Source organism: Kribbella sp. NBC_00359 (assembly GCF_036097425.1).
In the GTDB taxonomy this organism is placed as follows: Bacteria; Actinomycetota; Actinomycetes; order Propionibacteriales; family Kribbellaceae; genus Kribbella.
The window spans coordinates 4,681,155-4,706,971 of sequence record NZ_CP107975.1 but is presented as its reverse complement, the minus strand read 5'-3'; the positions used below and the strand labels follow the sequence as shown (position 1 = coordinate 4,706,971).

Below are 25,817 nucleotides of genomic sequence, written 5' to 3'. Positions count from 1 at the left end.
CCACCGTCAGATCCAGCGGCGGCGGGCAGCTTGCACGCCCGCCTGGAACCGGGTCTGAGCGCCGAGCGACTCCATCAGCGCGCGGACCCGGCGCTGGGTCGTCCGCGGGCTGATCCTGAGGCGTCGGCTGATCATGTCGTCGGTCGCCCCACCGGCCAGCAGCAACAAGATGTCGCGATCAGGTGACCGCAGCGCGGGCACTTCGCCGTTCGCCAGCAGCGCCGGCATCGGGATCGCCAGCGCCCACAACATCTCGAAGGTCGCGATCAGCCCGTCCAGCAATCCCGACGATCTGATCAGCAGGTTGGACTCGGCCGGCGCCCGCTTCGTCAGCCCGATCAACGCGGTGTCGTCATCCCCCACCGCCATCTTCATCGGCACCTGCGCCAGCACCCGGCCGACCTCTCCCGCCGCCTGCAGCTCCGGCAGGACGCCCATGATGTCCTCGGACTCGAACACCTCGGTCCCGTAGATCGCCCGATACTCGATCCCGTCGGCGAGCCGATCCAACTCCAGCTTCTGCTGCGTCGACGGCGGCGTCACGTACGGCGGCCGATCCAGCACGCGGACCTCGCGCGTCGACCCCAACTGCAGCTCTTCGTACGCCCGCAGCAGGGTCGGCCCGTCCTCGATCAGCTCGACCTGGTTGCCTTCGAGCACCGGCCGGCCACGGGCACCGCGCAGCTCGTCGGCCACATTGCGCAGCCGCGCCAACTGCGCATCCAACTCGTCCAGCGGATCCACAACCGCACCGTCCGCCACCGACACCACCTCCCGCGTCCGACCAAAACCCCCTCACACTAAACCGGATCAGCTAGCGCTGACCGCGCTGTCTCAACCGCTCCGGACAACGGCACCCCACTCCGGCCAACGGCACCAGCTCCGGACCGCGCGTACCGGCTCCGGACCGGGGCGCCGGCTACGGGCCGCAGCTGAGGCACGGCCACAGCTGACCGCAGCGGGAGCACAGTCCGTCCGCGCCCGGTGCCGGTAGCCACACGGCGGCCACTGTGCCGGCCGGTTGCACTGGTGGCTTCGTGACCGTCCTGCTCACGGTGGTGGGCGCACCGGGGAGCCAGTGGATCTGGGTGCGGCCACCGGTGCCGTGCACAGCCAGCAGAGACTCGACCCCGCCGTCCCAGGTCGACGTGCTCGGCGCAGGACCACGCCAGCGCACCGCGACTGTCCCGTCGGACCACTCCACGCCTTCGGCCAGGGTGCCTGTGCCGCGCACGCCGGAGACGGCGGTGTGGCGTACCAACCGGAAGAGGCGAGCCTGTCGCTGCATCGTGTTCACCTCTGCAGAATCGCCCAGCACGCGCTGCGCACAACAGGTGTGGTCTGTGGGCTGTGAGAACAGCCCACAGACCACATGCCCTTGCCTCCAAGGGTTCTGGGGCAGTTTGTCGGCGAGGGCTTGTACTGTCCTCTGCACGGACCACGTGAGTTCGAAGCGCAAACGGGGGTGATCCTGTGGCTGAGTCAGCGTTCGGCGCGCAGTTGAGGCACAGCAGGCAGGCAGTTGGCCTCAGCCTGCGGCAACTGGCAACGCGAGTCGGCTACGACCACAGCTACCTGTCGCAGGTGGAGCGAGGCCAGCGCCCGGGCTCTGCCGGCCTGGCCCGCCTCTGCGACCGCGAGCTCGGCACCGGGGACGAGCTGACCACCACTTTCGAGCAGAAGCAGGCACAGTCGGGCCGTTCCACCCCCGAAGCGTTGCAGCCGGCCGATGCGCTGGAGGCGGCTTGGCACGGCCTTATCACCGCCTACGGCTGCACCGACGCGACTGCTGACCTCGGAGACTTCCGGACTGTTCCACCTGCTCGCTTGCTGCCCGACCTGATGACATATCTCCAGGTTGTGCAGGCGAGGGAGTCGGCCGACTCGGCTGTCCAGGCAGCGGAGCTGAGCGTGCTGACGGCAATGACGTTGACCGGCTTCGGGGAGCTGCGTGCGGCCAGGCGCTGGTGGCAGGTGGCTCGGACTGCCGCAGACAGCTCGGACGACGCGTCGGTGCGGAGTTCGGTGCGTGCTCGCGAAGCTATGAGCGGACTGGCCGAGCGGCGACCGTTGCTGCAGCTACTGGCGACGGCCGAGGAAGCACTGGCGCTCGCGAGACCGGCGCGAGGCTGCGTGGTAAGGGCTCACGCCGCCCGAGCGTGGGTCCTGGCGGAGCTGGGTCGGCAGGACGAGGGGCATCGGGCGCTGCAGGAGCTGATCGGGGTCGCGGACGAGTTGCCCTCGGCAAGCACCACGGACGGGCCGCTCGGCGACTGGACGGCGTACGAGGTGCACGGCGCTGAGGGGCGCGTGTGCGCGAGCCTGGGGTACGCCGCCGCCGGTTGTGTGCTGCTGGCCCGCGCACTGGAGTTGTGTCCGGCCGATCGACTCGGTGAGCGCGCCGGGCTGGAGTTGTGGCTGGCGGAGTGTCTGGCCGTTGACGGAGAGGTCGCGGCAGGTGTTGCGCTCGCTCTGCGGGTGCTGGTCGAGCTGCCGGACGAGTGGCACACCTACTACTTGTACGACGACGCCAGACGAGTCGTGGCCGCTGCTCGGGAGCGAGCGCCCGGGCTGGCCGCCGTGCGGGATCTGGAGGTGCTGTTGGAGCGCAAGGTGTACGCGGAGGGTCGGAGTGTGGGCAGTGGGTCGTGGTCCGGCTGGGGGCGGGGGTAGCGTGCGCAGAGTGACAGCTGAAACGACGGTGACAGACGCGTGGGACTTCGCGGTCGAGTTGCGGAGTGATCCGGCCACTGCGGAGGCGCGGGCGGAGGTGCTGGCCAAGCCCTCGTTCGGGCAGTCGTTCACGGACCACATGGTGGTGGCCGACTGGGCGGCTGACCGTGGATGGCATGACGCGAGGGTCACGGCGTACGCACCGATCAGGGTGAGTCCGGCAGCCGCCGTACTGCACTACTCGCAGGAGATCTTCGAAGGCCTCAAGGCGTTTCGGCACGCGGACGGGTCTGTCTGGGCGTTTCGGCCTGATCGCAATGCCGCCCGGTTCACGGCGAGTGCTGAGCGACTTGCGCTGCCGCATGTGCCGGAGGACGCGTTTGTCGCGGCCTTGCGTGCGTTGGTGACAGTGGACGAGCCATGGGTGCCGTCGGCCGAGCACGGCGAGACCAGTCTGTACTTGCGTCCGTACATGATCGCAACCGAGGCCGCACTGAGCGTGCGGCCGGCTCGCGAGGTTCTGTTCGGCGTCATCGCGTCTCCTGCGGGGCCGTACTTCGACACCGGGCCCAAGCCGGTGTCGATCTGGCTGACGACCTCAACTATCCGCGCGACACCAGGTGGGACGGGTGCTGCCAAGTGCGGCGGGAACTACGCGGCCAGCCTCGCCGGTCTGGCCGAGGCTGTCGCCAACGGGTGCGAGCAGGTCGCCTTTGTCGACGCGGTCGAGCACAAGTGGCTCGAGGAGATCGGCAGCATGAACATGTTCTTCGTGTACGCCGATGGCCGCATCGCGACGCCTGAGTTGTCCGGCTCGATCCTCGAGGGCGTCACCCGAGCCTCGGTCGTCGACCTCGCGAAGGACCTCGGACACACCGTCGAGGAGCGGCGGATCTCGGCGGACGAGTGGAAGGACGGCGTCCGCAGCGGCGAGATCACCGAGGTGTTCGCGTCCGGGACGGCCGCGGTCATCACCCCGATCGGCCGCGTCGCCTGGCCTGACGGCGACCTCACCATCGGCGACCACTCCGTCGACCACGGCGTCGGCCCCGTCACCCGATCCATCCGCAGTGCCCTGCTGGACCTCCAATACGGCCGCACTCCCGACCCGCGAGGCTGGCTCACCCGCCTGGCTTAGTGCGGTTTGTCCCCCGCGGCGGTTAGGTTGAACGACATGGCCGAGTCCAAGGGGAAGGCGAAGTCTCCGGCGATCGAGCTGGAGGTGGGCGAGCGGACGGTCCGGATCTCGAATCCGGATCGGGTGTACTTTCCTGCGCGCGGGGAGACCAAGCTGGACTTGGTCAAGTACTACCTGTCCGTCGGAGATGGAATCGTCAACGCGTTGCGGGAGCGACCGTGCATGATGCATCGGTTCCCGGAGGGGGTCGCGGGCGAGAAGGTGCACCAGAAGCGGCTGCCGCATGGGGCGCCACCGTGGATGGAGACCGTGCGGGTGAAGTTCCCGCGCTACAACCGGACCGCCGACGAGCTGTGCGTCACCGAGATCGCCCACGTCGCGTGGGCGGTGCAGATGTCGACGGTCGAGTTCCACCCGTGGAACTCCCGCCGCGCCGACACCGAGAAGCCGGACGAATGGCGGATCGACCTCGACCCGATGCCGGACTGCCCGTTCGATCGGGTACGCCGGGTCGCCCACGTCGCCCACGAGGTCCTGGAAGAACTCGGCGCTGTCGGGTATCCGAAGACGTCCGGCGGTTCCGGGATCCACATCTACGTCCGGGTCGAGCCGTCGTACGGATTCTCCGACGTACGGCGTGCTGCCCTGGCGTTCGCGCGGGAAGTCGAGCGCCGCGCACCGGATGACGTGACGACGACATGGTGGCGCAAGGACCGCGACCCGAAGAAACTCTTCGTGGACTACAACCAGAACGCCCGCGACCACACCATCGCGTCCGCCTACTCGGTGCGCGGAAATCCGGAAGGCACCGTCTCGACGCCGATCCGCTGGGACGAGGTCGACGACGTCGACCCGAAGGACTTCACCATCGAGACCGTCCCCGCCCGCTTCGCCGAGCTGGGCGACCTCCACGCGTCGATCGATGACAACGTCTACTCCCTCGACACGCTGATGGAGTGGGCCGCCCGCGACGAACGCGAAGGCGCCGAGGAGCCACCACCCCCAGAGGACTAGGCGTCAGAGTGGCTCTGCGGTCAGGATCGCCGCGAGCTTGAAGAGTGGCGAGGACATCTGCCGCACCAGCCAATACGCGATGACGATGCCGGCCAGAAGGGCCGCGAGAAGGCAGCCGACGAGAATGACTACGGCCCTCGTTGCCGAGCCAGGCAGCCAGCTCGTGGCGGACTGCAGCGAGGCCTGACCAAGGCTCCGGGTCCGCTGCAGCGACTCCTCGTACTGCTTGCGCAGCTCCCGGTCCGGACCTAGTGACGCCGCGATCGCCGCCTGCTTGTTGCCGGTCCGGTAGGTCGCGAACTCGGCGCGCGTGGCTGTCCACCAGCGGTCGAATCCAGCGCTCGACTCACGTGCCGCGCCGCGTTGCTCCTCCGTGGTAGCAGCTTGCACCGCGACCGCGAACTCCCGGCGGGCATCAGCCGCGCGCTGGTCGGCCTCGCGCAGGTACATCACGTCGCCGGTCAGCAAGAACCCGCGTTGGTCGTTGGCGACGCTCTTCGCGTCCAGCGACGCCGAGGCAATTGCCGTCGTGTACGGAACGTCGTCCTTCACCCGAGTCTCGCCTCTGCTGAGATTGACGACGAGCGCGATCGCCACGCCGGTCAGAATCACCAGAAGGGCCAGCAGCGCACCCAGTCCGGCCCGCACCTTGCGACCGAGCGGGACCTTGGACTGAACGGATTCAATGTCGGCCACGATGCCTCCCCAACAGGCCCAACAGATTTTCTCATTGTGCGCATCGGGGGTCCTTCGCACGAGAGTCCGTCTACTTGTTCCCGGCCAATCCGTGGTGGAGGAGGTTGGTGAGGGTGTCGATCGCCTTGTCGTCGGTGATCGTCTGGCCGTTGGCCGGGTTCACGACGAGCCAGGTGTAGGCGAAGCCTTCCAGCAACGCGTTCATGGCGGAGATCTCCACGAGCGGGTCGGTCGGCGGGTTCGGCAGGTGGGCGAAGTGCTCGATCATGTGGGCATCGTCGTCGGCCATGATCTGCTGCAACCGGCGGCCGAGCTCCGGGTCGGCCATCGCGGCCTGTTTCACTGCGATCATCTCCGGCAGATGCGCCTGGTAGAACCGCCAGAACGCGGCCACGTGCCAGCGGATCGCTGAGATCTTGCTGAAGTCGGCGTCGTGGCCGGCCTCGTCCACCACCAGCTCGTCGGCCTCCGCGAGCATGTCCTTCAGGAGCGCCTCGAGCAGCTCCTCCTTGCTCGCGAAGTGGTTGTAGAACGACCCCGTCGCCCGGCCCGCGGCCGCGGTGATGTCGGTGATCTTCGTGGTCAGGTATCCGCGCTCGGCGAACACCTCCCGCGCGGCCTGCTTCAGCGCCGCCTCGGTCCCGGCCGCCCGCTGCCGGCGGCTCACCGTGTCCGTCACCACGACCTCCTTGACACAGAACCCTAGCGACGTTCAAACTGAATCTGAATTCAGTGAATTACGATTCACCCGAGGAGACCACAATGACCGTCCTGATTGCGGGTGCCGGACCAACCGGCCTGACCTTGGCGATCGACCTCGCCCGGCGCGGTATCGCCGTACGCCTGATCGACAAGGCGACGGAGTACTTCGATGGATCGCGGGGCGATGGGCTGCAGCCGCGGACGCTCGAGGTCTTCGAGGATCTCGGCGTGTTGGACGAGGTGCTCGCGCAGGGCCGATCGCTGCCGTTGATGAAGATCTACCTCGACGGCACGTACGTCGACGCACGCCGGATGGCCGAGCCCGAGGAGCCGACCCCGGACGTCCCCTACCCGAACGCCTGGATGCTCGGTCAGTCCCGCACCGAGAAGATCCTCCGCGACAAGCTCGCCGACTACGGCGTACGCGTCGAGCTGGACACCGCGATCATCGGCTTCACCCAGGACGACGACTCGGTGACCGCCAAGCTCTCCACCGGCGAGACCCTTGAGGTGGACTACCTGGTCGGCGCGGACGGCGGCCGGAGCTTCGTCCGCAAGCAGCTCGGGATCGCGTTCGTGGGTACGACGGACGAGTCGATCCGGATGTTGCTCGGTGATGTCGCGATGGACGGGCTGGATCACGAGTACGGCTACTGGTTCGCGGCCAAGGACAACCCGATGGCCGGGATCGCGGCGACGCCGCTCGCGGGTGGGGACCAGTTCCAGTTCGGCGCACCACTCGGTGAGGACGACGTCGACCCGTCGATCGAAACCCTGCAGGGGCTGGTGGATCGGTACGCCGGTCCCGGTGTGGCCAAGCTGCGGGATCTCACCTGGTCGACCGTGTGGCGGCCCAACGTCCGGCTGGCCGAGCGGTTCCGGGTCGGCCGGGTGTTCATCGCCGGCGATGCCGCCCACGTCCACCCGCCGACCGGTGGCCAGGGCCTCAACACCGGCGTCCAGGACGCGTACAACCTCGGATGGAAGCTGGCGGACGGGCGTGAAGAAGTGCTCGCGACGTACGAGACCGAGCGTCGCACCAATGCCGAGCGCGTGCTCGGGATCAGCGAGGACCTGATGCAGAAGCATGTCGACGGCGACGAGTCCGCGCTGGAACGCGGCGAGAACACCCGCCAGCTCGACGTCTCCTACCGGGATCGCTCCGACACCCGCCCGATCGCCCCCGGCGACCGCGCGCCCGACGCTCCACTGGTAGATGCCTCGGGCAACAAGATCCGCCTCTTCGACCTCTTCCGCGGACCACACGAGACCTTGCTGCGCTTCTCCCCCACCACCCCGTCAACTCATCCGCACACCGTCAACCTGGCCCGCCACGGCGGTTCGGCGTACACCTCTCCGGAAGCCTTCGACCACTACCACGCGCAGGACGGTGACGAGATCGTCATCCGCCCGGACGGGTACCTCGGCTGACTAGGATCGACGGGTGCTGACTCTGGACCCGGCCACCGCGTATGACCGTGCCGTCGACCTCGCCACCCGCGAACGGCGATCCATCCTCGGGATCACCGGAGCGCCGGCGGCGGGGAAGTCGACGTACGCCGAGCAACTCACCGCCAAGTTGATCGCGGACGGGCACAAGGCCGCGCTGGTGCCGATGGACGGGTACCACCTGGCGCAGTCGGTGCTGGAGGGGCTGGGCCTGGCGGCGGTGAAGGGTGCGCCGCACACGTTCGACGGGTATGGGTTCGTCGCCTTGCTCAGGAGATTGAAAGAGTCGCCGGACGAGCAGATCTGGGCGCCGCGCTTCGACCGCGGGCTCGAGGATTCGATCGCCGCGAGCATCGGAGTCGCGCCCGAGGTCACGCTGATCGTGACCGAAGGCAACTACCTGCTCTTCGACGAGATGCCGTGGGCAACCATCCGCACACTGGTCGACCAGTGCTGGTACGTCGAAGTGCCCGAGCAACTGCGGCACGAACGACTCGAAGCCCGGCACCGCCGCTACGGCAGATCCCCCGAGGAAGCGCACGAACGCACCTACGGGTCCGACGAACGCAACGCCCAGCTCATCGCCGCGACCGCCCGATCGGCCGACGCGATCATTCAGCTGGACTGACAGACCCGATCGATGAACGCGGCGACGCCGTCCAGGTAGAGCTGCAGGCCGAAGTCGAAATCGGCCTCGTTGTCCTCCTCGAAGCTTCCGACCTCGTCGAAGACACCCGCCTCGACCAGGCGGAACACCGCCGGGTACACCCGCGGATCCACGACGCGCGCGAGGGTCGTGCCGAACTGCTGGAAGGCGGCCGGGTTCGCCTCGTACCCAGCGGCCAGGTCGAACGCGACCCGGATCTCGCCCTGGACATAGGTGATCAGGCCCATCACCACGCCGACCTTGGCCGCCTCCGGCAGGCCGGTGTCCTTCATCGCACCGAGAGCGGAGTCGAACCAGGCGAGGTTGTTCGGACCGGCCGGCGGTCCGGTGATCGGGAGCTTCGCGTACCACCGGTGCTTGCGGATCGCGCTCAGTACGCCGTCCGCCCAGAAGGTCAGACCGGTCCGCCAGTCGATGTCCTCCGGCAGCGGCTCAGGACGCTCGAGCGCGGCGTCCGACATCATCACCAGCAGCTCGTCCTTGCTCTTCACGTGCCGGTAGAGCGCCATCGTCGAGTTGCCCAGCCGCTCGGCCACCCGCGCCATCGAGACGGCGGCCAGATCCTCCGCGTCGGCGATCTCGATCGCGGCCCGGACGATGTCGTCGAGGGTCAGTGACGGCTTCGGCCCGCGCCGCGGCGCCTCCCGCAACCGCCACATCGCCGCCACATCGGCCGGCAGCTCGTTGTTCTCCACCGCCTCAGTTTAGGGGTTGCCAACCCGCACTGCGTACCTGCTACGCTATTTAGCGTATCCAATACGCAGTAAGGGAGACCCATGATCGTCGAGGCAGCCGAACTCAGGAAGTCGTACGGCGCGACCGAGGTGCTGGCCGGGGTCGACCTGCGGGTGCCGGAGGGTTCGGTGCTCGCACTGCTCGGCCCGAACGGCGCCGGCAAGACAACCACCGTGCGCATCCTGACCACGCTGACCAGGCCGGACGCCGGCCACGCGACCATCGCGGGGTACGACGTACTCCGTCAGCCGGCGCAGGTCCGGGGCGTAATCAGCCTGACCGGACAGTCAGCCGCGGTCGACGAGAACCAGACCGGCCGGGAGAACCTCGTGATGGTCGGCCGGCTGATGCATCTGGGCAGGCCCGCGGCACGCCGCCGGACCGGCGAACTGCTCGAGCAGTTCGGGCTGACCGACGCGATGGACCGGCGGGTGAAGACCTACTCCGGCGGGATGCGGCGGCGGCTCGACCTGGCGATGAGCCTGATCGCGCGGCCGCGGGTGATCTTCCTGGACGAACCGACCACCGGGCTCGACCCGGCCAGCCGGTCGATGATGTGGGACACGATCGGCGAGCTCGTCCGGGACGGGACCACGATCGTGCTGACCACGCAGTACCTGGAGGAGGCGGACCGGCTCGCCGACCGGATCGTACTGCTCGACCACGGCCGGATCGTTGCCACCGGCACCGCCGACGCACTCAAGTCGCAGGTCGGCGGTGAGCGCATCGAGCTGCGCTTCAGGACCGACCTCGAGTTGCTCAAGGCAACCGGTGTACTGGACGGGGCGGCCGATCAGGACGTGCTGAGCATTCCGTCCGACGGTACGGCGGCGCACCTGCATCACGTGCTCGACGTGCTGCGCGACAACGGGCTGCAGCCGGAGCGAGTGTCGTCGCACCGGCCGACGCTCGATGACGTCTTCCTCGCACTCACCGCCTAGGAGTTCAGTGATGTCACACAAGGGATCGCGGCCGCGTTCGAGGACGTGGCGACCATGGCGGATCGCAGTGTCCGGCTCGCGCGACGCAACGTCGACTCGTTGTTCGCGTCGATCCTGATGCCGCTGCTGATGATGGCTCTGTTCGTGTACGTGTTCGGCGGCGCGATCAGCACCGGGACGGAGTACATCAACTACGTCGTACCGGGGATCCTGCTGCTCACCACGGGGTACGGCGCCGCGTCGACGGCGATGGTGGTCGCGGACGACATGCACAGCGGGATGATCGACCGGCTGCGCTCACTGCCGATCCGCGGCTTCGCCGTCCTCGCCGGGCACGTCACCGGCAGCGTCGCGCGGAATGCGGCAGCGACGGCGATCGTCGTCCTCGCCTCGCTGGCGATGGGGTTCCGGCCGGGCGGCGGCGTGCTCGACTGGCTCGCCACGATCGGGCTGCTGCTGCTCTACGTACTCGCGCTCTCCTGGCTCGCGGCAGGTCTGGGTGTGATCGCGAAGTCGGTCGAGTCGGCCAGCACGCTGAGCTTCTTCATGCTGTTCCTCCCGTACCTGAGCAGCGCGTTCGTCCGGCCGGAGACAATGCCGTCCTGGTTGCGGCCGGTCAGCGAGCACCAGCCGATCACGCCGGTGATCGAGACCGTCCGCAGTCTGCTGATCGGGACGCCGATGGGGAACAACGGTTGGATCGCGCTGGCGTGGTGTTGTGGTCTGCTCCTGTTCTCGGTCCTGCTGGCTACGTCGTTGTACCGACGACAGACCAGCCGTTGAGCGCAGGTTTGGCACAGTTCGACGCACCGGGGGTTACACCATGACCCCTTGGTCGAGTTAACGTAAAGGTCCCCCCCAACGTGTGGTGGTCCCACTCCCCCCGGGACTCACACGGACAAGCGCCCCGGTCATTGATCGGGGCGCTCTGTTTTCCGGTCTGTACCTGTCAAGACCGGGAGCGCGACCAGTCCGCGGGTGCGGATGGAGTCGCGCCATGTGAGCTCGGTTCGCGGTACGGCGAGCGCCAACTCAGGCGTGTGATCGAGCAACGCCTCCAGCGCGATCGCGATCTCGAGCCTGGCCAGCGGTGCGCCGACGCAGTAGTGGATGCCGTGACCAAGGGCGAGATGTCCGCCGGCAGTGCGGTCGAAGTCGACCCGGTTCGCATCCGGGAACCGGTCCGCGTCCCGGTTCGCCGACGCCAGTCCGAGCAGCACGGTCTCCCCCGCCGGGATCACCACACCGCCGATCTCCACGGCCTCGACCGGGAACCGCCTGATCGCGAGCGGCGCGGGACCGTCGTACCGCATCAGCTCGTCGACCGCGGACGGCAGCAAGGACCGATCCCGGAGCAGCTGCTCCCAGAGTGCCCGGTCGTCGAGCAGTGCCAGCGTGGCGTTGCCGATCAGGTGGACGACATTCTCGTAGCCGGCGAACAGGATCAAGAAGACGAGCGAGGTCAGATCGTCGTCGGTCAGCCGGTCGTCGTGATCCCGCGCGGCGATCAGATCACTGACCAGATCGTCGCCGGCATCCAACCGCTTGCTCTCGATCAGTCCGGCGAAGAACTTCAGCATCGCGCCGATCGCGGCCCGCGCCTCGTCCGGACCGGGCGGCGCGAGCACCGTGTCCGTCCATGCCCGGAAGTCGGTCCGGATCTCCTCCGGTACGCCGAGCAGGTCGCAGATCACGGTGATCGGCAGTGGTGCGGCGTACTCCGCGACCAGGTTGCCGTGGCCTCGTCGTACGACGGGTTCGAGCAGGGCGCCCGCCGTACGACGGATCGGACCGGCCAGCTCGACGACGCGGCTCGGCGTGAAGGCACGGGTGACCAGAGTCCGGATCCGGGTGTGGTCGGGCGGATCCATGTTGAGCAGGTTGGCGTCGAGGGCCGGCGGGAGGCTCAGGCCGCGGTAGTTGCCGGGCAGTGCGTTGCGCTTGTCGACGGACAGTCGTGGATCGGCGAGTGCCCGGCGGACGTCGTCGTACCGAGTCACGAGCCAGGCGGGGCTTCCGTCGGGTCCGGCGATGCGGTGGACCGGACCGGACGTACGGAGGGCGGAGTAGGCGGCGTACGGATCGCTCGGGGTGATCGTCACCGCGCCAAAAATACTTTGTCGAGGTGTGTCGAATCCGGCTGCCCTGGTCCGACGTATCAGTAAGAGCGACCAACTGCTCCGAACTAACAGGAGCGACCAAAGGAGAGGGTCAGGATGAACACCACCGCCGACAGCACCGTCAACTCGATGATCGTCACCATGCTGGCCGAGGGAAGCCCGGTCTGGTACGTCGCCGGCATGGTCAACATGCGCAGCCACGACGTGTACATGATCGGCCGCGCCGCCGGCTATCCGGACAAGGCCAAGCTGCGCCGGGCCGTCTGGGCCGCGAAGAACCGCACTCGCGTTCCGCAAGCCGCCTGACACCCCTCCAGGTCGCTCCGTAGCAAACGTCAGCCGCTGCTGCCCACCCCGGGCACAGCGGCTGACGTCTGTTCAGAGCACCCGCCGTACGCCGGGAAGCCGCCGGACCGGCCCGGCGAGCAGGAAGCAGGCCGGCAGGACCACGACAGCAGCGATCGCGACCTTCGCCAGACTCGGGAGCTCCAGCACACTGAGTGCGTGACCTGCGGCGGTCACCACGAACGCATGGATCACGTACACGGTGAACACGTGGCCGGACAGGTGCCGCCGCAGCGATCCTTGGCTGTTGAACCTGCGGCGGAAGAAGGTCAACAGACCTAGCACGAGGCCGACCGCGAAACTCGAGTCCCACAGCGCGTAGAACAGCGAACTCACGGTCCCATGCCCTGCCCAGTTGCCGCCGCTGACCGCGAGCGGGAGGAAGACGAGGGTGGCAACGACCGCCAGGCCGAGCCCGGCCTTCCCCATCCTGGCGGAGGTGGTCTGTAGCCAGCCGCGCCGGTACGCCACGGTCCCTACCACGAAGAAGCTGACGTACTGCGGCAGGTAGTCGGCGGTCGGGAAGTCGATGACCTGCACGGTGAAACCCATCGGGATCACGATCCGCAGCGCGTAGGTGAGAACCGCCAGCACCACCACGAACGCGATCACTCCGCGGAAGCTGAGCGGCCGAAGGCTTCGGTTGCGGGACCTGGTCACGTGGCGGAAGGCGACGTACGACGTGTCCAGGACGAGGAGCGCGAGGACGAACCACAGCGGCCCGGACCCGATGGTGTTCAGGTAGCCGCCGTGATCCGTCCCCAGGTACAGGATCGGGTTGAGTACGAAGTAGAACACCAGCAGCGGGATCCCCAGGCGGATCAGCCGGTCGCGAAGGAAGGCGCGTGGACCCTTGCGATCGTACGACGCGGGCGTGAACAGACCGGAGAGCAGGAAGAACGCGCCCATGAACCAGGCCTGGTTGAGCAGCAGGAAGACCGACAGCCCGAGGCCGACGGCTCCACTGGTCGGCGGCTCGGTGTAGTACCAGGCCGGGAGACCGCTGTAGATGCAGGCGATGTGGTGCAGTATCACCAGCGAGATCAGCAATACCCGCAGGTTGTCGACGAACCACACCCGCGATGTCGAGAGGCTGGTCCGGCTGGGAAGTGTCGTGTTGTGCGGCATGGCTTCGACGCTAGAAACCATGCGTACGGCGCGGTATGCGGCTGGACCCCCGGTTGGGTGGGGCTAGCCCTACTTCGGCGACGATCTGGCCGAATTCGCGGGCCGCTTGGTGCAGAGTGAAGTCACCAACCGTAGCGAGGAAGAGGTTCTGATGTCGTGGGTAGCAAGTGCCTGCGTCGGGTTCGTCCGGGCGTGCGTCGTACTGGTCGTCAGCCTGCTGGTGCCGGCCGTCTGGGCTTCCGCTGTGGCCGTTGCGATCTGGTGGGGGAACCCGTGGACGTGGATCGCACCACTCGTGTGGGCCTGCGTCGGGACTCTCCTGCTTCTCCGGCCGGTGTGCCGGATGGTCCGCGCACTCGTCGTCCGGTGGACGGGCACTGTCATCCCGGCCGGTTATCGGGAGCTCGGACCGGTGACGCAGCTGTCCACCGGCTATTGGTGGAACGGGTACTCGTACGAGCGGAGTCGCCGGGACGCCGAGAAGGATCTGGCCATGCGCGTGCGGTGGACGGACCCGGCGAACTGGCGTGATCTGAGGTTCGCGGCGGTCCTGGTGGTCACCGCCGGCCTGACTGCCGCGGTTCCGCCGGCCGGCGTTGTAGCAGCGGTCCTCGGGTTCGCTCGGTCGATGCCGCTGCTCGGAGTGGCCGGTCTGGTGGTGGCGGGCGCGAGTGCGCCGTACGCCTGGCGGGTCTTCGCGCCGGTCGCCGTACGCTTCCTGCGCCCGACGCCGGCGATGGCCCTGTCGGATCGCGTCGACGAGCTGACCGCACAGCGTGCCGATGCGACGATCGCGCAGGCCGCCGAGATCCGCCGGATCGAGCGCGATCTGCACGATGGAGCGCAGGCACGGCTGGTCGCGCTCGGGCTTTCGCTCGCGACAGCGGAGAAGCTGATGGAGACCGACCCACGCCAGGCCAAGGCGCTGCTTCGCGAGGCACGGGTCGGAGCCGCGACCTCATTGTCGGAGCTGCGCGAACTGGTCCGGGGGATCAACCCACCGGTGCTGAACGAGCGCGGGCTGGTGGACGCCGTACGCGCGTTGGCGATGGACAGCCCGCTCGAGACTTCCGTTGTTGCTGACGGTGAGCTGCGGCTGGATCCGCCGATCGAGTCCGCTCTGTACTTCGGAATCGCCGAGCTACTGACCAACGCCGTGAAGCATTCCCGGGCCACCCAGGCTCGGATCACGATCGGCCGCGAGGAGATTGCCCTTGTAGTGCTGGTGGAGGACAACGGCCGGGGCGGCGCGGACGCGGATGCGGGAGGCGGAATCGCGGGCCTACGCCGGAGGCTTTCCGCCTTCGACGGCACCTTGGAGATCAGCAGCCCGGCAGGCGGTCCGACGCATGCGAGGATGACGGTGCCATGCGAATCCTTGTAGCCGAAGACCTCTACCTGCTGCGGGACGGAATGGTTCGCCTGCTCGAGGCCTACGGGCACGAGGTGGTGGCAACCGCGACCACCGGGCCCGAGACACTCGGCGCACTCCTCAAGTGGCGGCCGGACGTCTCCGTCATCGACGTCCGGATGCCACCGACACAGTCCGACGAAGGTCTCCGCGCGGCACTCGCCGCCCGTCGCGAAGTGCCCGGCCTACCGGTCCTGATCCTGTCCCAGCACGTCGAGCAGCTGTACGCCCGCGAGCTCCTGACCGACGGCGCGGCCGGGGTCGGGTATCTGCTCAAGGAGAGCGTGTTCGAGGCTGATCAGTTCATCGACGCACTGCAGCGAGTCGCCGCCGGCGGGACCGCGATGGACCCGGCCGTGATCTCGAAACTGCTCTCCAGCGGAACGTCGACCAAGCGGCTCGACCGGCTCACCGAACGCGAACGCGACGTGCTCGGCCTGATGGCGGAAGGTCTCTCCAACCAGGCCATCCGCGAACGGCTGTTCCTCAGTGAGAGCGCCATCAGCAAGCACACCACTTCGCTGTTCGGGAAGCTCGGCATTGTCGACGACGACGCGAGCAACCGGCGGGTGCTCGCCGTACTGACGTATTTAGGGCTTACCGATTCTTGAGCTGGTCGGTGAAGAAGCGTTCGACGGTGGGGAGGATCTTGCGGCCGGAGTGGGCGGCGCCCTCGACCACGTCGAAGGTGATGTCGAGGCCGTGGGAGCGGTAGTTCGCCTCGAGGGTGCGGAGGCGCTCGATCCGGGTGGTGCCGGTGAGTTCGGCGCCGTCCATCCAGTTGGACTCGCCGCGGTTCATGATCTCCCAGGTCTCGACGTCCTCGGAGCCGACCACCAGCTGGACCGGCACCCGGCGCAACGCCTCGAAGTCGATCGACTGACCGAACTTCTCCTCCAACCCCTTGGTCCCCAGCCACCACGGCAGCGTGTCGTCCAGCTGGGTGATCCGGCCCGGCGCGCCGATCGACGCGGCGGCGAGGCGGTCCGGATGCAGGTAGAGGAACCGGTGCGTGAACTGCCCGCCGCCGGAGAAGCCGTGCAGGTAGAACCGCTCCGCCGCCACCGGGAACCGGGCCGCGACCTCGTCCACGATCGCCAGCAGCATCCGGTCGAACCGGATCCCTTCGTACTCGATGAACTTGAAGTTGTGCAGGTCGTCCGGATCGACCAGCCCGGCCGGGAAGATCGGCGTCAGGATCACGACGCCCTGGTCCTCGGCGAACTCCTTCAGCTGGGTGCGATAGTTCGCCGCCGACCGGGCGGTGCCGTGCTGGATCACGACCAGCGGCGCCTGCTCGTCGTCGGCCAGTCGCGGCGGCACGTACAGGCAGTAGTGCAGCCGCGGATCCGCCTGCGAGGCGAAGATCGGGGTCGCGCCACGCTGATAAACGGTGGAGGTATGGGTCATCGGCTTCTCTCGTCTGCGATGCTGTTACAGAACTCAAGTTCCTGGACTACTCGTTACACGCGCGATGAGATCGGATGATACACAGATGGCCGATGATGTAACAGGGATTACGAAGAATCCCGCGATCGCCGAGCTCCGCTCCCGGATCCGGGAGCACTGGGACGAATTCACCCCGGCCGCCCGAACGGTCTGTCGTTCACTGTCGGAGATCTCTCCCGAGGAACTGCTCTACCTGTCCGCCCAGGAACTCGGTACGGCGACCAAGACCAGCAACGCCACCGTGATCCGGACCTTGCAGGCGCTCGGCTATGCCGGCCTGGCCGAACTGAAGGACCAGGTCGCGGCACCGTTCACGACCACGCACCGGCAGGAGCGGCTGCGGAACCGGATCGAGGCGACCGGCGGCGACCCGAAGCACGTGTGGGATCGGGTGATCGCCGAGGCGATCGAGCGGATCCAGTACCTCGACGAGCATCTGTCGATGGACGCGTACACCGAGGCCATCCGGCTGATGGCCGGCGCGCGCGAGATCGTCACCTATGGATTCGGCGCGAACTTCGTTGCCGCGGAGCACCTCACGCTGAAGCTCCGCCGGCTGGGGCGCCGCAGCCGCTGCATCGAGACCGCCGGTTTCCGGCTGGCGGACGACCTGCTGCCGGTCGGCCGCGACGACGTGGTCATCGTGATCGCCCCCGGCCGGCTCACCACCGACGCGGAGACCGTGATCGAGCGGGCCCAGGCGGTTGGCGCCGCCATCATCCTGCTCAGCGAGCCGCTGGTCGCCGAACGGCTCGCGAACGACGTCACCGTGGCGATCCACGTGCCGAACACGGTCACCGGCATCACCGCTGAGGTCCTGACGATCATCCTCACCACCGACGCCCTGGCCCAGGCGCTCGCCGCCGTCGACACCGAGCGAACCCTCGAGACCGCGCACACCTTGGAGACCATCCGTCAGCAGCTCGGATTCTAGGTATCAGACATTACAGTGGCTCAGATTTGTGTAACATGTACTACGGTCGTCGTCATTCGCTCGTCCGAGAGGTGCATGCCATGGATCGCCATCAGCTCGTGTTCGTCGGAGGGGGCAACCTGGGTACCGCCCTGTTGTCCGGACTGCTCGGCGGTGAGTCCCCGCGGTACACACCGGACCAGATCCAGGTCGTCGAGTCGTCCGCCGAGCGAGCGGCGTACCTGCGTGATCGGTTCGGGATCGCGACACCTCCACTGGCCGAGGCCGTGCGTACGGCGAGCACCGTGCTGATCGCGGTCAAGCCACACCACGTCGGCGGTCTCCTCGCCGACCTGGTCGGCGAGGTCGCCGACGACCAACTGCTGATCTCGGCCGCGGGTGGGGTCCGGATCGGTCAGATCGAGCAGGCGTTGAGCACGAAGACGCCCGTGGTCCGCTGCATGCCCAACACTCCTGCTGCCGTCGGCGAGGGCATGATCGCCCTGGCCGGCGGGACGCATGCGACCCCGGCTCACCTGGCCGAGGTCGAGGCACTACTGCAAACGGTCGGGCGAGTGGTGCAGGTGCCCGAGCAGCAGCTCGACGCCATCACAGCGATCTCCGGCAGCGGACCGGCGTACTTCTTCTATCTCGCCGAAGCGCTGATCGACGCGGCCGTCCTGGTCGGGTTGCCCCGTCCGTTCGCCGAGGAGCTCGTCATCCAGACCGCGGTCGGCGCGGCGATGATGCTGCGGGAGCCGGGTGCCGACCCGGTACAGCTGCGCGCCGCGGTGAGCAGTCCCGGAGGCATGACGATCGCCGCGGTACGCGAGTTCGAGAATCGCGCCGTACGCTCGGCGGTGATGGCGGCGGCCGAAGCCGCGCGGGACCGATCGATCGCACTCGCGGAGGCATCTCAATGACCGAGGTCGTTGACTACCACACAGCCGGCGAGCCCTTCCGGATCGTGACGTCCGTCGACGTCCCTGGCGCGACCGTGCCGGACCGGCGCGTGTTCGCCCAGACGTCGTCCGAGGTTGACGCGATCCGGCAACTACTGGTGAACGAGCCGCGCGGACATGCGGACATGTACGGCGGCTTCGTTGTCCCGGGCAATGATGACGATGCGGACTTCGGCGTACTGTTCTGGCACAAGGACGGCTACTCGACAGCGTGCGGACATGGGACGATCGCGCTGGGCACCTGGGCGGTGGAGACCGGCCTAGTTTCCGCTGCACCGGATGGCGTGACCGACGTTGTGATCGACGTACCGTCCGGGCGGGTCGTTGCCCGGGTCAGCTGTTCCGCCGGGGCCGTGACCAGCGTTGCCTTTCGCAACGTTCCGTCGTATGTCGTGGATCGTGCGGTGCAGGTGAAGACGTCGCGGGGTGACGTGGTGGCGGACATCAGCTTCGGCGGTGCGTTCTATGCCTCGGTGCCGGCCTCGTCGGTCGGGCTCTCGGTGACACCGCCGTCGTACGCCGAACTGGTGGCGATCGGCCGCGAGATCAAATGGGCGCTCGACCCGGTCGCCGTACATCCCACCGATCCCCGGCTGAGCGGTCTCTACGGGACCATCCTGTACGACGACCTCGGCACGCTGGACGACGGTCCGCACCAGCGCAACCTGACCATCTTCGCCGACGGCGAGGCCGACCGCTCCCCCTGTGGTTCCGGTACGTCGGCCCGCCTGGCCCTGCTGCACGACGAGGGCCGGCTGGGTCCGGGGCAGGTGCTGCGGCACGACTCCATCGTCGGCACCACGTTCGTCGGGCGCGTGGTCGAGGAAACCGCTGGCGGGGTCATCACCGAGGTGGAGGGGGCGGCGTACCGAACCGGCACCGCGACCTTCAGCCTCGACCCGCACGATCCCATCGGCACCGGCTTCACCCTGCGCTAGGTTGTTGGTCATGATCTTCATCACTGCCAAGTTCCGCGTGAAGCCGGAGCATGCCGAGAACTGGGCGTCCATCACCGCGGACTTCACCGCGGCGACCCGGGCCGAGTCGGGCTGCCTGTGGTTCGACTGGTCCCGGTCCCTGGACGACCCCGCGGAGTACGTGCTGGTCGAAGCCTTCGCCGACGACGACGCGGCCACCGCCCACGTCACCTCGGCCCACTTCAAGGCCGCCCAGCAACACCTCCCCCAGCACCTGGTGGAGACTCCCCGCATCGTCAACTTCAAAGTGCCCCAGGACGACTGGTCCGAGCTGGGCGAACTCGCGGTCAAGTAACGGCGCTGGTGGTCAGCCGAGCCCGGCGTCGCGGGCTCGGATGATGGCCTGGGAGCGGTCTGCGACGCCGAGCTTCGCGAAGATATTGGTGATGTGATTCCGGACGGTCTTGTCCGACACGACCAGGCGACGGGCGATCTCGATGTTGGTCCGGCCGTGGGACATCAGCGTCAGGATCTCCTCCTCGCGGTCGGTGAGCATCGGGAACGGCCCCGGCCGGACCGTCCTGCGCTCGGAGATGAGCCGGCCGAGCACCAGCCCCGCGACGTCGGCGCCGAAGACGGCCTCGCCGGCCGCCACGGCTCGCACCGCCTGCAGGATGCGATCACCCGACGCGCCCTTCACCAGATAACCCCGCGCACCCGCGCGCAGCGCCGAATGCAACGACTCCTCGTCGTCGAGCATGGTCAGCACGAGCACGGCGATGTCCGGCAGTTCGGCAGTGAGCCGGCGGGTGGCGGCGATGCCCCCGGTGCCTTCCATGTGGAGATCCATCAGCACCACGTCCGGGCCTAGTTCCGCCGCGAGCGCCATCGCCGCGTCACCGTCTCCTGCCTCGCCGACCACCTCGACTTCCGGCTCCTCGGTGAGTACGCCGACCAGGCCGCGACGGAACACCGGATGGTCGTCGGCGACGAGCACGCGGATCACGGCGTACCTCCGGGCAGGGATGCCGAGACCTCGGTACCGGTGCCCGGGCGGAACGTCACGGTGCAGAAGCCACCCAGTTCCTCGGCTCGCTCCCGCATCGAGGTCAGGCCGGTACCGACGGCCCGCGCCGGTTCGCCGCTGCCATCGTCCGCGACCGTGAGCAGCAGCCGGTGCCCGTCGTACCGCACGTCCACCTGACAGCCGCTGGCGTGCGCATGCCGGAGAGTGTTTGTCATCGCCTCGGTCGCGATCCGGTACGCGGCGACCTCGAGCGCGGACGGCAGCTCGGCCGATCCGTCGTGGTCGGCGACGTTGATCACCAGTCGCCCACCGGAGCGAGCAGTCAGCAGGTCGGCCTGGTGTCGCAGCGCACCGACCAGGCCGGCATCCAGCGCGGGCGGCCGCAGGTCCGCGACGATCCTGCGTACCTCGTCGACGCAGTCCGCGGCATCACCGCGCAGCTCCTGCAGTAGCAGCGACGCCTCCGACAGACTGCGCGCTGCCACCCGACCCGCGGTCTCCAGGCCGAGAGAGATACCTGCCAGCGCTGGGCCGAGTCCGTCGTGCAGGTCCCTTCGGATGCGGCGGCGTTCCTCCTCGCGCGAGGAGACGACGCGTTCGCGGGACCGGCGCAGCTCGCGGGTCGCCCGGACGCCGTGGGCCGCGACACCGGCCTGGCGGGCGAACGCCTCCAGCAGCCGCCGGTCCGGCGCAGCCAGCTCGTGCTCGCCGCGCCGCAGACCCACCACCAGCAGTCCAACCTCTTCGCCCGCATGGCTCAAGGGGAACCGGGCCACTCGCTCCGGCCGGCTGCCAGAGGCGTACGCCGGTCGGTCCTCGCCGGCCAGACGCACCTCGGCGTACGGCAGGTTGAGGGAGGTGCGCACTGCGTCGACGGTCGCGGGCAGGACGTCATCGGCGTCGAGAGCGGAACTCAGCCGGTCGCCCAAGGTGGTCAGCGCGGCCAGTGGGTTGCGGCGTTCGCCGTACATCAGCCGGTCGACCAGGGCCTGCAGCCAACTCCGTGCGCCGGCGAGCAGCATGGCCGCGACCGCGGCGATCACCGCCGGCACCAGGCCGGCGTCGGATCTGGCGCCCAGCAGTGCCGCCGCACCGAGATAGATGCCCAGCGCAACCGCCGTGAGAGCGGCGTACACGACCGTGCGCGACAGTACGAGTTCGATGTCGAACAGGCGGTGGCGAACGATGCCGACCGCGAGACAGAAGAGCGCCACGACGTTGATGACGAAGTCGACGACCTGTGGTACCGGGATGAACGCCACTGGTCCGGCTAGTGCGATCGCGGCGACGAACCACGCGGCCTGCTGCCGCCGCTCGGGATCGGCGTGCCGCATCCGCAGTACGACACCCAGTACGGCGGCGACACCGACCGCGAGCACCACGACGAATCCAGCCGCGGTCACCCCGAGCTGGACGCTGTCATCGACCGGCAGGTCGAGCGGATTGCGCACCTGCGGGAAGCCCGCGTCGTCCAGAGCCGCCTGACTCGTCGCGAACGAGAACAGCGCCAAGCACCCTGCCAGCAACGCGGCGCGAGCCGGCCAGAGCCACCGACGCGACGGCAGCCTGCCGTCCGGATACAGCAGGGGTACGGCGGCAACCACTGCCAGGAACGGCGGTAGCCACAAGACTGCTGCGAGCCACGCCGCTACTCCGGCGAGTGGCGCCGTACCAAGAGCAACCGCCGCGTACTCCGAGCAGACCGAACCTGCTGAAGCGCACACGCCCGCTGCGGCGAGTACCCAGCCAAGCCGGTTGTCCGGCCGTGCGCGCAGTACGAGTGCACCCACGACGCCGAGCGCCAGTCCCGCCATCCACTGGTTCGCGCGGTTCTCGCCGATGAGCTCTCCAGGAGTCGTCACCGTGGTCAGCGCCAGAGTCAGTGACGTGATCGCGAGCGCGCCGGTGGCCCCGGCGACGATCACCGGGGCCAGAGGCCACTTCCGAACGCTCATCTCATGCTCAGTGTGCGCGCATCCAGCGCCGTTGGTGGGCAGTGCGGCCGTAGCCGGTGACGATCGCCCAGGCGAGCACCAGGCCCGCTGCCAGCGCCGAGAGGTGTCCGGCGATGCCCCACCCGAGGACGAGGTCCATGATCACGAAGCCCACCCCGAACACCACGACGAGCCTCGGCACGGACGGTGACCGCCACAGCGCGATGTTGAGCAGTACGGTCCCGAACAGCGCACCAGCGAAGAACAGCACGAACAACACCGCTCCCGGCAGCCCTGGGCTGCTCACGTCCAGGATGGCCACGGCCGCGTCTCGATGGCCGGCCCGCGCCGTCCACAACGCCGCCATCTCCACGCCTTGGATCGCCGCAAGGCCGGTCATGGCGGCCGTGAGGCACACAGCCGCCGCGGTCGCGATCCGGCGCGAGTGGCGGCGCGCGATGGCAACCATCACGAACAGTTGCCCGAGCAGGAACGGGACCGCGAGCATGCCGGCGGCCTTCGAGAACGCGATCCGGTCCGGGTGGGCCAGCCACCAGCTGATGCGGTTCGCCGCCCCCGCGTTCCCACCGGGCTCGAGCAGGAACTCGGCGACCTGCAGTGCGGCACCGGTTACGGTCAGTGCGGCCGCCACCCAGCGGACCCGGCCGGTGAAGACCGGCGCCGGCCGCTGCCGGGCCGAGGTGTCTTCGACGATGACGGTCATGATGTGCTCCTTGAGTCGAGTGACTGTCGACCAGGAGCGTGTGCCCGGACCTGTCCCGGATGCACGGGAGCCAGGTCCCGACTACGACCTGGGAGCAGGTCCCCTGGCTGACGGGACACCACGACGGCGACCGTCGGGACATGACAACCTCTACTGCTTGTCCGCGGCGTCAACGTCGCACCCTTCGTACGGCGCTCATCCTTGGTGGCGCCGGCATCGCCGTAGCGCTCCTGCTGCTCGGCGTCGCCCCCGTTCCCGTCGCACTCGCCGCGATCGGGCTCCTGCTCGCCTGGCTCACCGCCCTGGACACCGGCTACGTCGGACTCAGCCGGCGCAACATAGCGATCGGCGCAGCGGTTGTCGCTGGTTGCGCGGTGCTGGCGCTCGTGCCGGTCCTCACGCGGGCCCTGATCGCGCTGCCCGGTAGCCCGGAGGTCGCTTTCGACGGACTGCTTGTCATAGCTCTCGTCGTGATCGCTCTACCGCTCGCATTGACTCGTATCGACGGACCGGCGCCTCGCTTCGAGGTAACCCGGCGTACCGTCCTGCTCGCGGTGACCGGCCTGGTAGTCGGTGCGGTGTGCTTCACCAGCGGCATCACGTTCCTGGGGCTGGTCGCACTGGTCTACCTGGTGGTGCCTGTCCTCATCGTGTCGAGGTTGCGGCATCGGCGGAACGGCGCCGGCCGGCGCCTGTCCGTCAACCACCTGGTGTTCTGGACTCTCGTCGCATTGACGGTGCTGCCAGGTACGTACGACGTACTGCGTGCGGACTTCGGCAACGCCTATCCGATCTTCATCGCCGGAATGGTCGCGCTGCCGGTCATCGCCATCCTGCTGCCCCGGCGCCGTACTTTCGCGGCGACGAATGCACTGGTCGCTATTGGCTCCGTCTTCCTCGCAACCCAGCTCGCGATCACCTATCGGCCGGCGACCGACGGTGTAGCCATCGACTCACCGCTGGTCGGCGAGTGGTACGTCGGGCACGGAGGTAACGCCGAACTCGTCAACTACCACCACATCGCGGCGAACCAGCGAGACGCAGTGGACATCCTCAAGGTGCGCGATAACAGCACCCACGCCGGCGCCGGACACAATCTGGAGGACTACTACGCGTTCGGCGAGCCGGTGCTGTCCCCTAGCGACGGCGTGATCACCGCAGCAACCAGCAAACTCCGCGACGAACCTGTCGGAACCGTCAACCTCGATCACCCGGAGGGCAACGTCCTAGTGGTCGACATCGGCGCCGGGCGGTACGTCGTTCTCGCCCATCTGCGGCAGAACAGCCTGCAGGTCTCGGTCGGCGACCGGGTCCACGCCGGTCAGCCCGTCGCCCAGGTCGGTAACTCAGGCAACACCGACGAGCCACACCTGCACCTGCAGATCCAGAACCGGCCTCAACTCGACGCCGCCCAGTACTCCCCAGGTCTGACCACGTCCGCGGTCCTGCTCCGGAACACAACCGTCAACAACCGGTTCCACCCCCAAACCCCACTCCGCAGAGGCGACCACTTCACCTCGAACGTGTCCCCTTGACCCAAGCCCGCGTGTCGAGCCAGATGCCGTCATTTGGCTGAAGCGGTAGGTCAGGAGCCGTACAGGGTGGTGAAGTTGTCGCGGAGGAGGAGGTCGGCCAGTTCGCCGTCGCCGGCGGCGTCGCGGAGGCGGGCGACCTCGCCGACGTAGTCTCCCCACGGCTCGTCGCTGGCGAAGAGCACCCGGTCATGGCCGATCCCGCGTCGCTCGATCTCGCGGACCAGCCAGCGCGGCGCGAAGCCGATCGCCCAACTGGTATCGGTATAGACCTGCTTGCCGGCCTCGATCCAACTGAAGAACCGCTCGTTGATCAGCTTGATGTGCCCGCTCATGCCACCACCGAAGTGCACGAGGTGGATCTTGACGTCGTCGCCGTACCGGTCGACCAGCTTGCCGATCTGGTCGATGTCGGACGCCGCACCGGGCGACGTGTGGACGTGAACCACCAGGCCGCGCTCGCGTGCGGTGCTGAAGATCTGCTCGAGCTGCGGAGCACACTCCGGGTCCTCGACCGCACCACCCAGCAGGAAGCTGGTCTTCAGCGCGACGACGCCCGGCTCGCCGGCCAGGGCGAGGGCCGCAGTGGTGAGCTCGGCGTCCTGCGGCCGCGGGGACACCCACAGCCCGCAGCTGATCCGGTCGTCCTTAGCCGCCGCCTCGATGACCAGCGGATTGAATCCGAACGAGACTGACGCGTCGGGTACACCGTAGTTGGGCAGCACGAGTGCACGCTCGGCACCCTCCCGGTCGAGATCCTCGATCAGTTCGCCGACCGTCGCCCGCGCCAGGGTGTCCGGGTTCACGGGAGGCCCACCGTAGAACGGGTACGCGGGCATGATGCCAAGGTGCCGATGCGCGTCATTCGTCAGCTTGTTGGTCATCCCCCGACGGTACCGGCCATGACTTTCCTATGCAAGAGATAAATCTACTATCCGACATGGCTTGATTCAGAGTGACGAAGCGCCCGGCTCGTGTGAGCCGGGCGCCTGGTCGATCAGCAGTTCTCAGCGGCGCCGGCCCCAGCGGCGTGAGGTGCCGACGCCGGCCAGGTGCAGTGCGACGCACAGCAGACCAGCGGTGAGCAGTGTTTGTGGGGTGAACGCGTCGCTGGCTCGGACGTTCGCCCAGTCGAGGATGAGCGAAAGACCGAAGATGACAGCAGCGATGATCGCGAACATCGGGTGCTCCTTAACGGGAGTCGGGCAGATACCCACCCAGTACCCACCGCAACTCCCCGACCCCACAAAGCGAGGACCCGGACCTGATCGCGGGCCTTGATCGCCCTGGTACGTCCGTTTCCACGGCAGTTGGGACTGGCCGGTCGCCGGAAGGCCGTT

General features: G+C 68.1%; 28 protein-coding genes. 15 read left to right on the top strand and 13 right to left on the bottom strand.

What is annotated here, in order from left to right:
* Window positions 1-6: 6 nt before the first annotated feature.
* Both OG876_RS23195 and OG876_RS23190 read right to left on the bottom strand, forming a co-directional pair.
* Window positions 7-762 (bottom strand): helix-turn-helix transcriptional regulator, encoded by a 756-nt coding sequence (locus tag OG876_RS23195; RefSeq protein WP_328518708.1) that lies wholly within the window; start codon window positions 760-762, stop codon window positions 7-9.
* 157 nt (window positions 763-919) lie between these two features.
* Window positions 920-1,288, bottom strand: coding sequence for a hypothetical protein (locus OG876_RS23190; RefSeq protein ID WP_328518707.1), 369 nt, complete (start codon window positions 1,286-1,288; stop codon window positions 920-922).
* A gap of 185 nt (window positions 1,289-1,473) precedes the next feature.
* Here OG876_RS23190 and OG876_RS23185 point away from each other — a divergent pair, with 185 nt between their 5' ends.
* From OG876_RS23185 to ligD, 3 genes are read left to right on the top strand one after another with little or no spacing between them, the layout of a single operon-like run.
* Entirely contained in the window at window positions 1,474-2,673 is a 1,200-nt protein-coding gene (locus OG876_RS23185) for a helix-turn-helix domain-containing protein (RefSeq protein ID WP_328518706.1), read from the top strand.
* Between the two features lies 1 nt (window position 2,674).
* Window positions 2,675-3,811, top strand: coding sequence for a branched-chain amino acid aminotransferase (locus OG876_RS23180; RefSeq protein ID WP_442914018.1), 1,137 nt, complete (start codon window positions 2,675-2,677; stop codon window positions 3,809-3,811).
* Window positions 3,812-3,847: 36 nt separating this feature from the next.
* Window positions 3,848-4,825, top strand: coding sequence for a non-homologous end-joining DNA ligase (ligD, locus tag OG876_RS23175; protein ID WP_328518704.1), 978 nt, complete (start codon window positions 3,848-3,850; stop codon window positions 4,823-4,825).
* A 3-nt stretch (window positions 4,826-4,828) separates the two neighbouring features.
* On the opposite strand, the gene OG876_RS23170 is transcribed toward ligD, so the two are convergent.
* Window positions 4,829-5,521: a hypothetical protein gene (locus tag OG876_RS23170; protein ID WP_328518703.1), complete on the bottom strand. Its 693-nt coding sequence runs from the start codon at window positions 5,519-5,521 to the stop codon at window positions 4,829-4,831.
* 70 nt (window positions 5,522-5,591) lie between these two features.
* Window positions 5,592-6,200 carry a TetR/AcrR family transcriptional regulator gene (locus OG876_RS23165; RefSeq protein WP_328518702.1) on the bottom strand — a complete coding sequence of 203 codons (609 nt, stop codon included), beginning with the start codon at window positions 6,198-6,200 and terminating at the stop codon, window positions 5,592-5,594.
* An 83-nt stretch (window positions 6,201-6,283) separates the two neighbouring features.
* Here OG876_RS23165 and OG876_RS23160 point away from each other — a divergent pair, with 83 nt between their 5' ends.
* Window positions 6,284-7,654, top strand: coding sequence for an FAD-dependent monooxygenase (locus OG876_RS23160; RefSeq protein WP_328518701.1), 1,371 nt, complete (start codon window positions 6,284-6,286; stop codon window positions 7,652-7,654).
* 13 nt (window positions 7,655-7,667) lie between these two features.
* Entirely contained in the window at window positions 7,668-8,300 is a 633-nt protein-coding gene (locus OG876_RS23155; RefSeq protein ID WP_328518700.1) for a nucleoside/nucleotide kinase family protein, read from the top strand.
* Here OG876_RS23155 and OG876_RS23150 read toward each other — a convergent pair.
* Window positions 8,288-9,034, bottom strand: coding sequence for a TetR/AcrR family transcriptional regulator (locus OG876_RS23150; protein ID WP_328518699.1), 747 nt, complete (start codon window positions 9,032-9,034; stop codon window positions 8,288-8,290). The two genes, OG876_RS23155 and OG876_RS23150, sit on opposite strands and share 13 nt — an antisense overlap.
* An 81-nt stretch (window positions 9,035-9,115) precedes the next feature.
* On the opposite strand from OG876_RS23150, the gene OG876_RS23145 reads away from it, so the two are divergent.
* The gene (locus tag OG876_RS23145) at window positions 9,116-10,015 is read left to right on the top strand and encodes an ATP-binding cassette domain-containing protein (protein ID WP_328518698.1); all 900 of its coding nucleotides are present in this window, start codon (window positions 9,116-9,118) and stop codon (window positions 10,013-10,015) included.
* A 54-nt stretch (window positions 10,016-10,069) separates the two neighbouring features.
* On the top strand, window positions 10,070-10,798 hold the full coding sequence (locus OG876_RS23140) for an ABC transporter permease (protein ID WP_328518697.1): 729 nt from the start codon (window positions 10,070-10,072) through the stop codon (window positions 10,796-10,798).
* A 128-nt stretch (window positions 10,799-10,926) separates the two neighbouring features.
* On the opposite strand, the gene OG876_RS23135 is transcribed toward OG876_RS23140, so the two are convergent.
* Window positions 10,927-12,117, bottom strand: coding sequence for a cytochrome P450 family protein (locus OG876_RS23135; RefSeq protein ID WP_328518696.1), 1,191 nt, complete (start codon window positions 12,115-12,117; stop codon window positions 10,927-10,929).
* 114 nt (window positions 12,118-12,231) lie between these two features.
* Between OG876_RS23135 and OG876_RS23130 the strand changes: the two genes are divergently transcribed.
* Entirely contained in the window at window positions 12,232-12,441 is a 210-nt protein-coding gene (locus tag OG876_RS23130; protein ID WP_328518695.1) for a hypothetical protein, read from the top strand.
* Between the two features lie 72 nt (window positions 12,442-12,513).
* On the opposite strand, the gene OG876_RS23125 is transcribed toward OG876_RS23130, so the two are convergent.
* Window positions 12,514-13,608, bottom strand: a complete 1,095-nt coding sequence (locus tag OG876_RS23125; RefSeq protein WP_328518694.1) for an acyltransferase family protein — start codon at window positions 13,606-13,608, stop codon at window positions 12,514-12,516.
* 151 nt (window positions 13,609-13,759) lie between these two features.
* Here OG876_RS23125 and OG876_RS23120 point away from each other — a divergent pair, with 151 nt between their 5' ends.
* Both OG876_RS23120 and OG876_RS23115 read left to right on the top strand, forming a co-directional pair.
* Entirely contained in the window at window positions 13,760-14,992 is a 1,233-nt protein-coding gene (locus OG876_RS23120; RefSeq protein ID WP_328518693.1) for a sensor histidine kinase, read from the top strand.
* Window positions 14,977-15,630, top strand: a complete 654-nt coding sequence (locus OG876_RS23115; RefSeq protein ID WP_328518692.1) for a response regulator transcription factor — start codon at window positions 14,977-14,979, stop codon at window positions 15,628-15,630. The genes OG876_RS23120 and OG876_RS23115 overlap by 16 nt, the downstream gene beginning before the upstream one ends.
* On the opposite strand, the gene OG876_RS23110 is transcribed toward OG876_RS23115, so the two are convergent.
* Window positions 15,617-16,429 carry a PHB depolymerase family esterase gene (locus OG876_RS23110; protein WP_328518691.1) on the bottom strand — a complete coding sequence of 271 codons (813 nt, stop codon included), beginning with the start codon at window positions 16,427-16,429 and terminating at the stop codon, window positions 15,617-15,619. The two genes, OG876_RS23115 and OG876_RS23110, sit on opposite strands and share 14 nt — an antisense overlap.
* 85 nt (window positions 16,430-16,514) lie before the next feature.
* Here OG876_RS23110 and OG876_RS23105 point away from each other — a divergent pair, with 85 nt between their 5' ends.
* From OG876_RS23105 to OG876_RS23090, 4 genes are all read left to right on the top strand, one after another.
* The gene (locus tag OG876_RS23105; RefSeq protein ID WP_328518690.1) at window positions 16,515-17,402 is read left to right on the top strand and encodes a MurR/RpiR family transcriptional regulator; all 888 of its coding nucleotides are present in this window, start codon (window positions 16,515-16,517) and stop codon (window positions 17,400-17,402) included.
* Window positions 17,403-17,482: 80 nt separating this feature from the next.
* Complete coding sequence (gene proC, locus OG876_RS23100; RefSeq protein WP_328518689.1) at window positions 17,483-18,304, top strand: pyrroline-5-carboxylate reductase; 822 nt, start codon at window positions 17,483-17,485, stop codon at window positions 18,302-18,304.
* Window positions 18,301-19,281 (top strand): proline racemase family protein, encoded by a 981-nt coding sequence (locus tag OG876_RS23095; RefSeq protein WP_328518688.1) that lies wholly within the window; start codon window positions 18,301-18,303, stop codon window positions 19,279-19,281. Before proC ends, OG876_RS23095 begins: the two co-directional genes overlap by 4 nt.
* A gap of 10 nt (window positions 19,282-19,291) precedes the next feature.
* The gene (locus OG876_RS23090) at window positions 19,292-19,615 is read left to right on the top strand and encodes a putative quinol monooxygenase (protein ID WP_328518687.1); all 324 of its coding nucleotides are present in this window, start codon (window positions 19,292-19,294) and stop codon (window positions 19,613-19,615) included.
* 12 nt (window positions 19,616-19,627) lie between these two features.
* On the opposite strand, the gene OG876_RS23085 is transcribed toward OG876_RS23090, so the two are convergent.
* The 3 genes from OG876_RS23085 to OG876_RS23075 are packed head-to-tail and all read right to left on the bottom strand — an operon-like array spanning window position 19,628 to window position 22,945.
* Window positions 19,628-20,266, bottom strand: a complete 639-nt coding sequence (locus OG876_RS23085; protein WP_328518686.1) for a response regulator transcription factor — start codon at window positions 20,264-20,266, stop codon at window positions 19,628-19,630.
* Complete coding sequence (locus tag OG876_RS23080; protein ID WP_328518685.1) at window positions 20,263-22,242, bottom strand: sensor histidine kinase; 1,980 nt, start codon at window positions 22,240-22,242, stop codon at window positions 20,263-20,265. The genes OG876_RS23085 and OG876_RS23080 overlap by 4 nt, the downstream gene beginning before the upstream one ends.
* A gap of 7 nt (window positions 22,243-22,249) precedes the next feature.
* Window positions 22,250-22,945 (bottom strand): hypothetical protein, encoded by a 696-nt coding sequence (locus OG876_RS23075; RefSeq protein ID WP_328518684.1) that lies wholly within the window; start codon window positions 22,943-22,945, stop codon window positions 22,250-22,252.
* Window positions 22,946-23,085: 140 nt separating this feature from the next.
* On the opposite strand from OG876_RS23075, the gene OG876_RS23070 reads away from it, so the two are divergent.
* Complete coding sequence (locus tag OG876_RS23070; RefSeq protein ID WP_328518683.1) at window positions 23,086-24,480, top strand: M23 family metallopeptidase; 1,395 nt, start codon at window positions 23,086-23,088, stop codon at window positions 24,478-24,480.
* 50 nt (window positions 24,481-24,530) lie between these two features.
* Here OG876_RS23070 and OG876_RS23065 read toward each other — a convergent pair whose 3' ends face one another.
* Both OG876_RS23065 and OG876_RS23060 read right to left on the bottom strand, forming a co-directional pair.
* Window positions 24,531-25,361 carry an amidohydrolase family protein gene (locus OG876_RS23065; protein ID WP_328518682.1) on the bottom strand — a complete coding sequence of 277 codons (831 nt, stop codon included), beginning with the start codon at window positions 25,359-25,361 and terminating at the stop codon, window positions 24,531-24,533.
* A 123-nt stretch (window positions 25,362-25,484) separates the two neighbouring features.
* Window positions 25,485-25,658, bottom strand: coding sequence for a hypothetical protein (locus tag OG876_RS23060; protein ID WP_328518681.1), 174 nt, complete (start codon window positions 25,656-25,658; stop codon window positions 25,485-25,487).
* Window positions 25,659-25,817: the final 159 nt, after the last annotated feature.

Coding starts and splice junctions, on each gene's coding strand:
- OG876_RS23190 (WP_328518707.1), bottom strand. CDS start 1,288: ATGCAGCGACAGGCTCGCCTCTTCCGGTTGGTACGCCACACCGCCGTC.
- ligD (WP_328518704.1), top strand. CDS start 3,848: ATGGCCGAGTCCAAGGGGAAGGCGAAGTCTCCGGCGATCGAGCTGGAG.
- OG876_RS23160 (WP_328518701.1), top strand. CDS start 6,284: ATGACCGTCCTGATTGCGGGTGCCGGACCAACCGGCCTGACCTTGGCG.
- OG876_RS23145 (WP_328518698.1), top strand. CDS start 9,116: ATGATCGTCGAGGCAGCCGAACTCAGGAAGTCGTACGGCGCGACCGAG.
- OG876_RS23140 (WP_328518697.1), top strand. CDS start 10,070: ATGGCGGATCGCAGTGTCCGGCTCGCGCGACGCAACGTCGACTCGTTG.
- OG876_RS23130 (WP_328518695.1), top strand. CDS start 12,232: ATGAACACCACCGCCGACAGCACCGTCAACTCGATGATCGTCACCATG.
- OG876_RS23125 (WP_328518694.1), bottom strand. CDS start 13,608: ATGCCGCACAACACGACACTTCCCAGCCGGACCAGCCTCTCGACATCG.
- OG876_RS23120 (WP_328518693.1), top strand. CDS start 13,760: ATGTCGTGGGTAGCAAGTGCCTGCGTCGGGTTCGTCCGGGCGTGCGTC.
- OG876_RS23115 (WP_328518692.1), top strand. CDS start 14,977: ATGCGAATCCTTGTAGCCGAAGACCTCTACCTGCTGCGGGACGGAATG.
- OG876_RS23110 (WP_328518691.1), bottom strand. CDS start 16,429: ATGACCCATACCTCCACCGTTTATCAGCGTGGCGCGACCCCGATCTTC.
- OG876_RS23105 (WP_328518690.1), top strand. CDS start 16,515: ATGGCCGATGATGTAACAGGGATTACGAAGAATCCCGCGATCGCCGAG.
- proC (WP_328518689.1), top strand. CDS start 17,483: ATGGATCGCCATCAGCTCGTGTTCGTCGGAGGGGGCAACCTGGGTACC.
- OG876_RS23095 (WP_328518688.1), top strand. CDS start 18,301: ATGACCGAGGTCGTTGACTACCACACAGCCGGCGAGCCCTTCCGGATC.
- OG876_RS23090 (WP_328518687.1), top strand. CDS start 19,292: ATGATCTTCATCACTGCCAAGTTCCGCGTGAAGCCGGAGCATGCCGAG.
- OG876_RS23080 (WP_328518685.1), bottom strand. CDS start 22,242: ATGAGCGTTCGGAAGTGGCCTCTGGCCCCGGTGATCGTCGCCGGGGCC.
- OG876_RS23075 (WP_328518684.1), bottom strand. CDS start 22,945: ATGACCGTCATCGTCGAAGACACCTCGGCCCGGCAGCGGCCGGCGCCG.
- OG876_RS23070 (WP_328518683.1), top strand. CDS start 23,086: ATGACAACCTCTACTGCTTGTCCGCGGCGTCAACGTCGCACCCTTCGT.
- OG876_RS23065 (WP_328518682.1), bottom strand. CDS start 25,361: ATGACCAACAAGCTGACGAATGACGCGCATCGGCACCTTGGCATCATG.
- OG876_RS23060 (WP_328518681.1), bottom strand. CDS start 25,658: ATGTTCGCGATCATCGCTGCTGTCATCTTCGGTCTTTCGCTCATCCTC.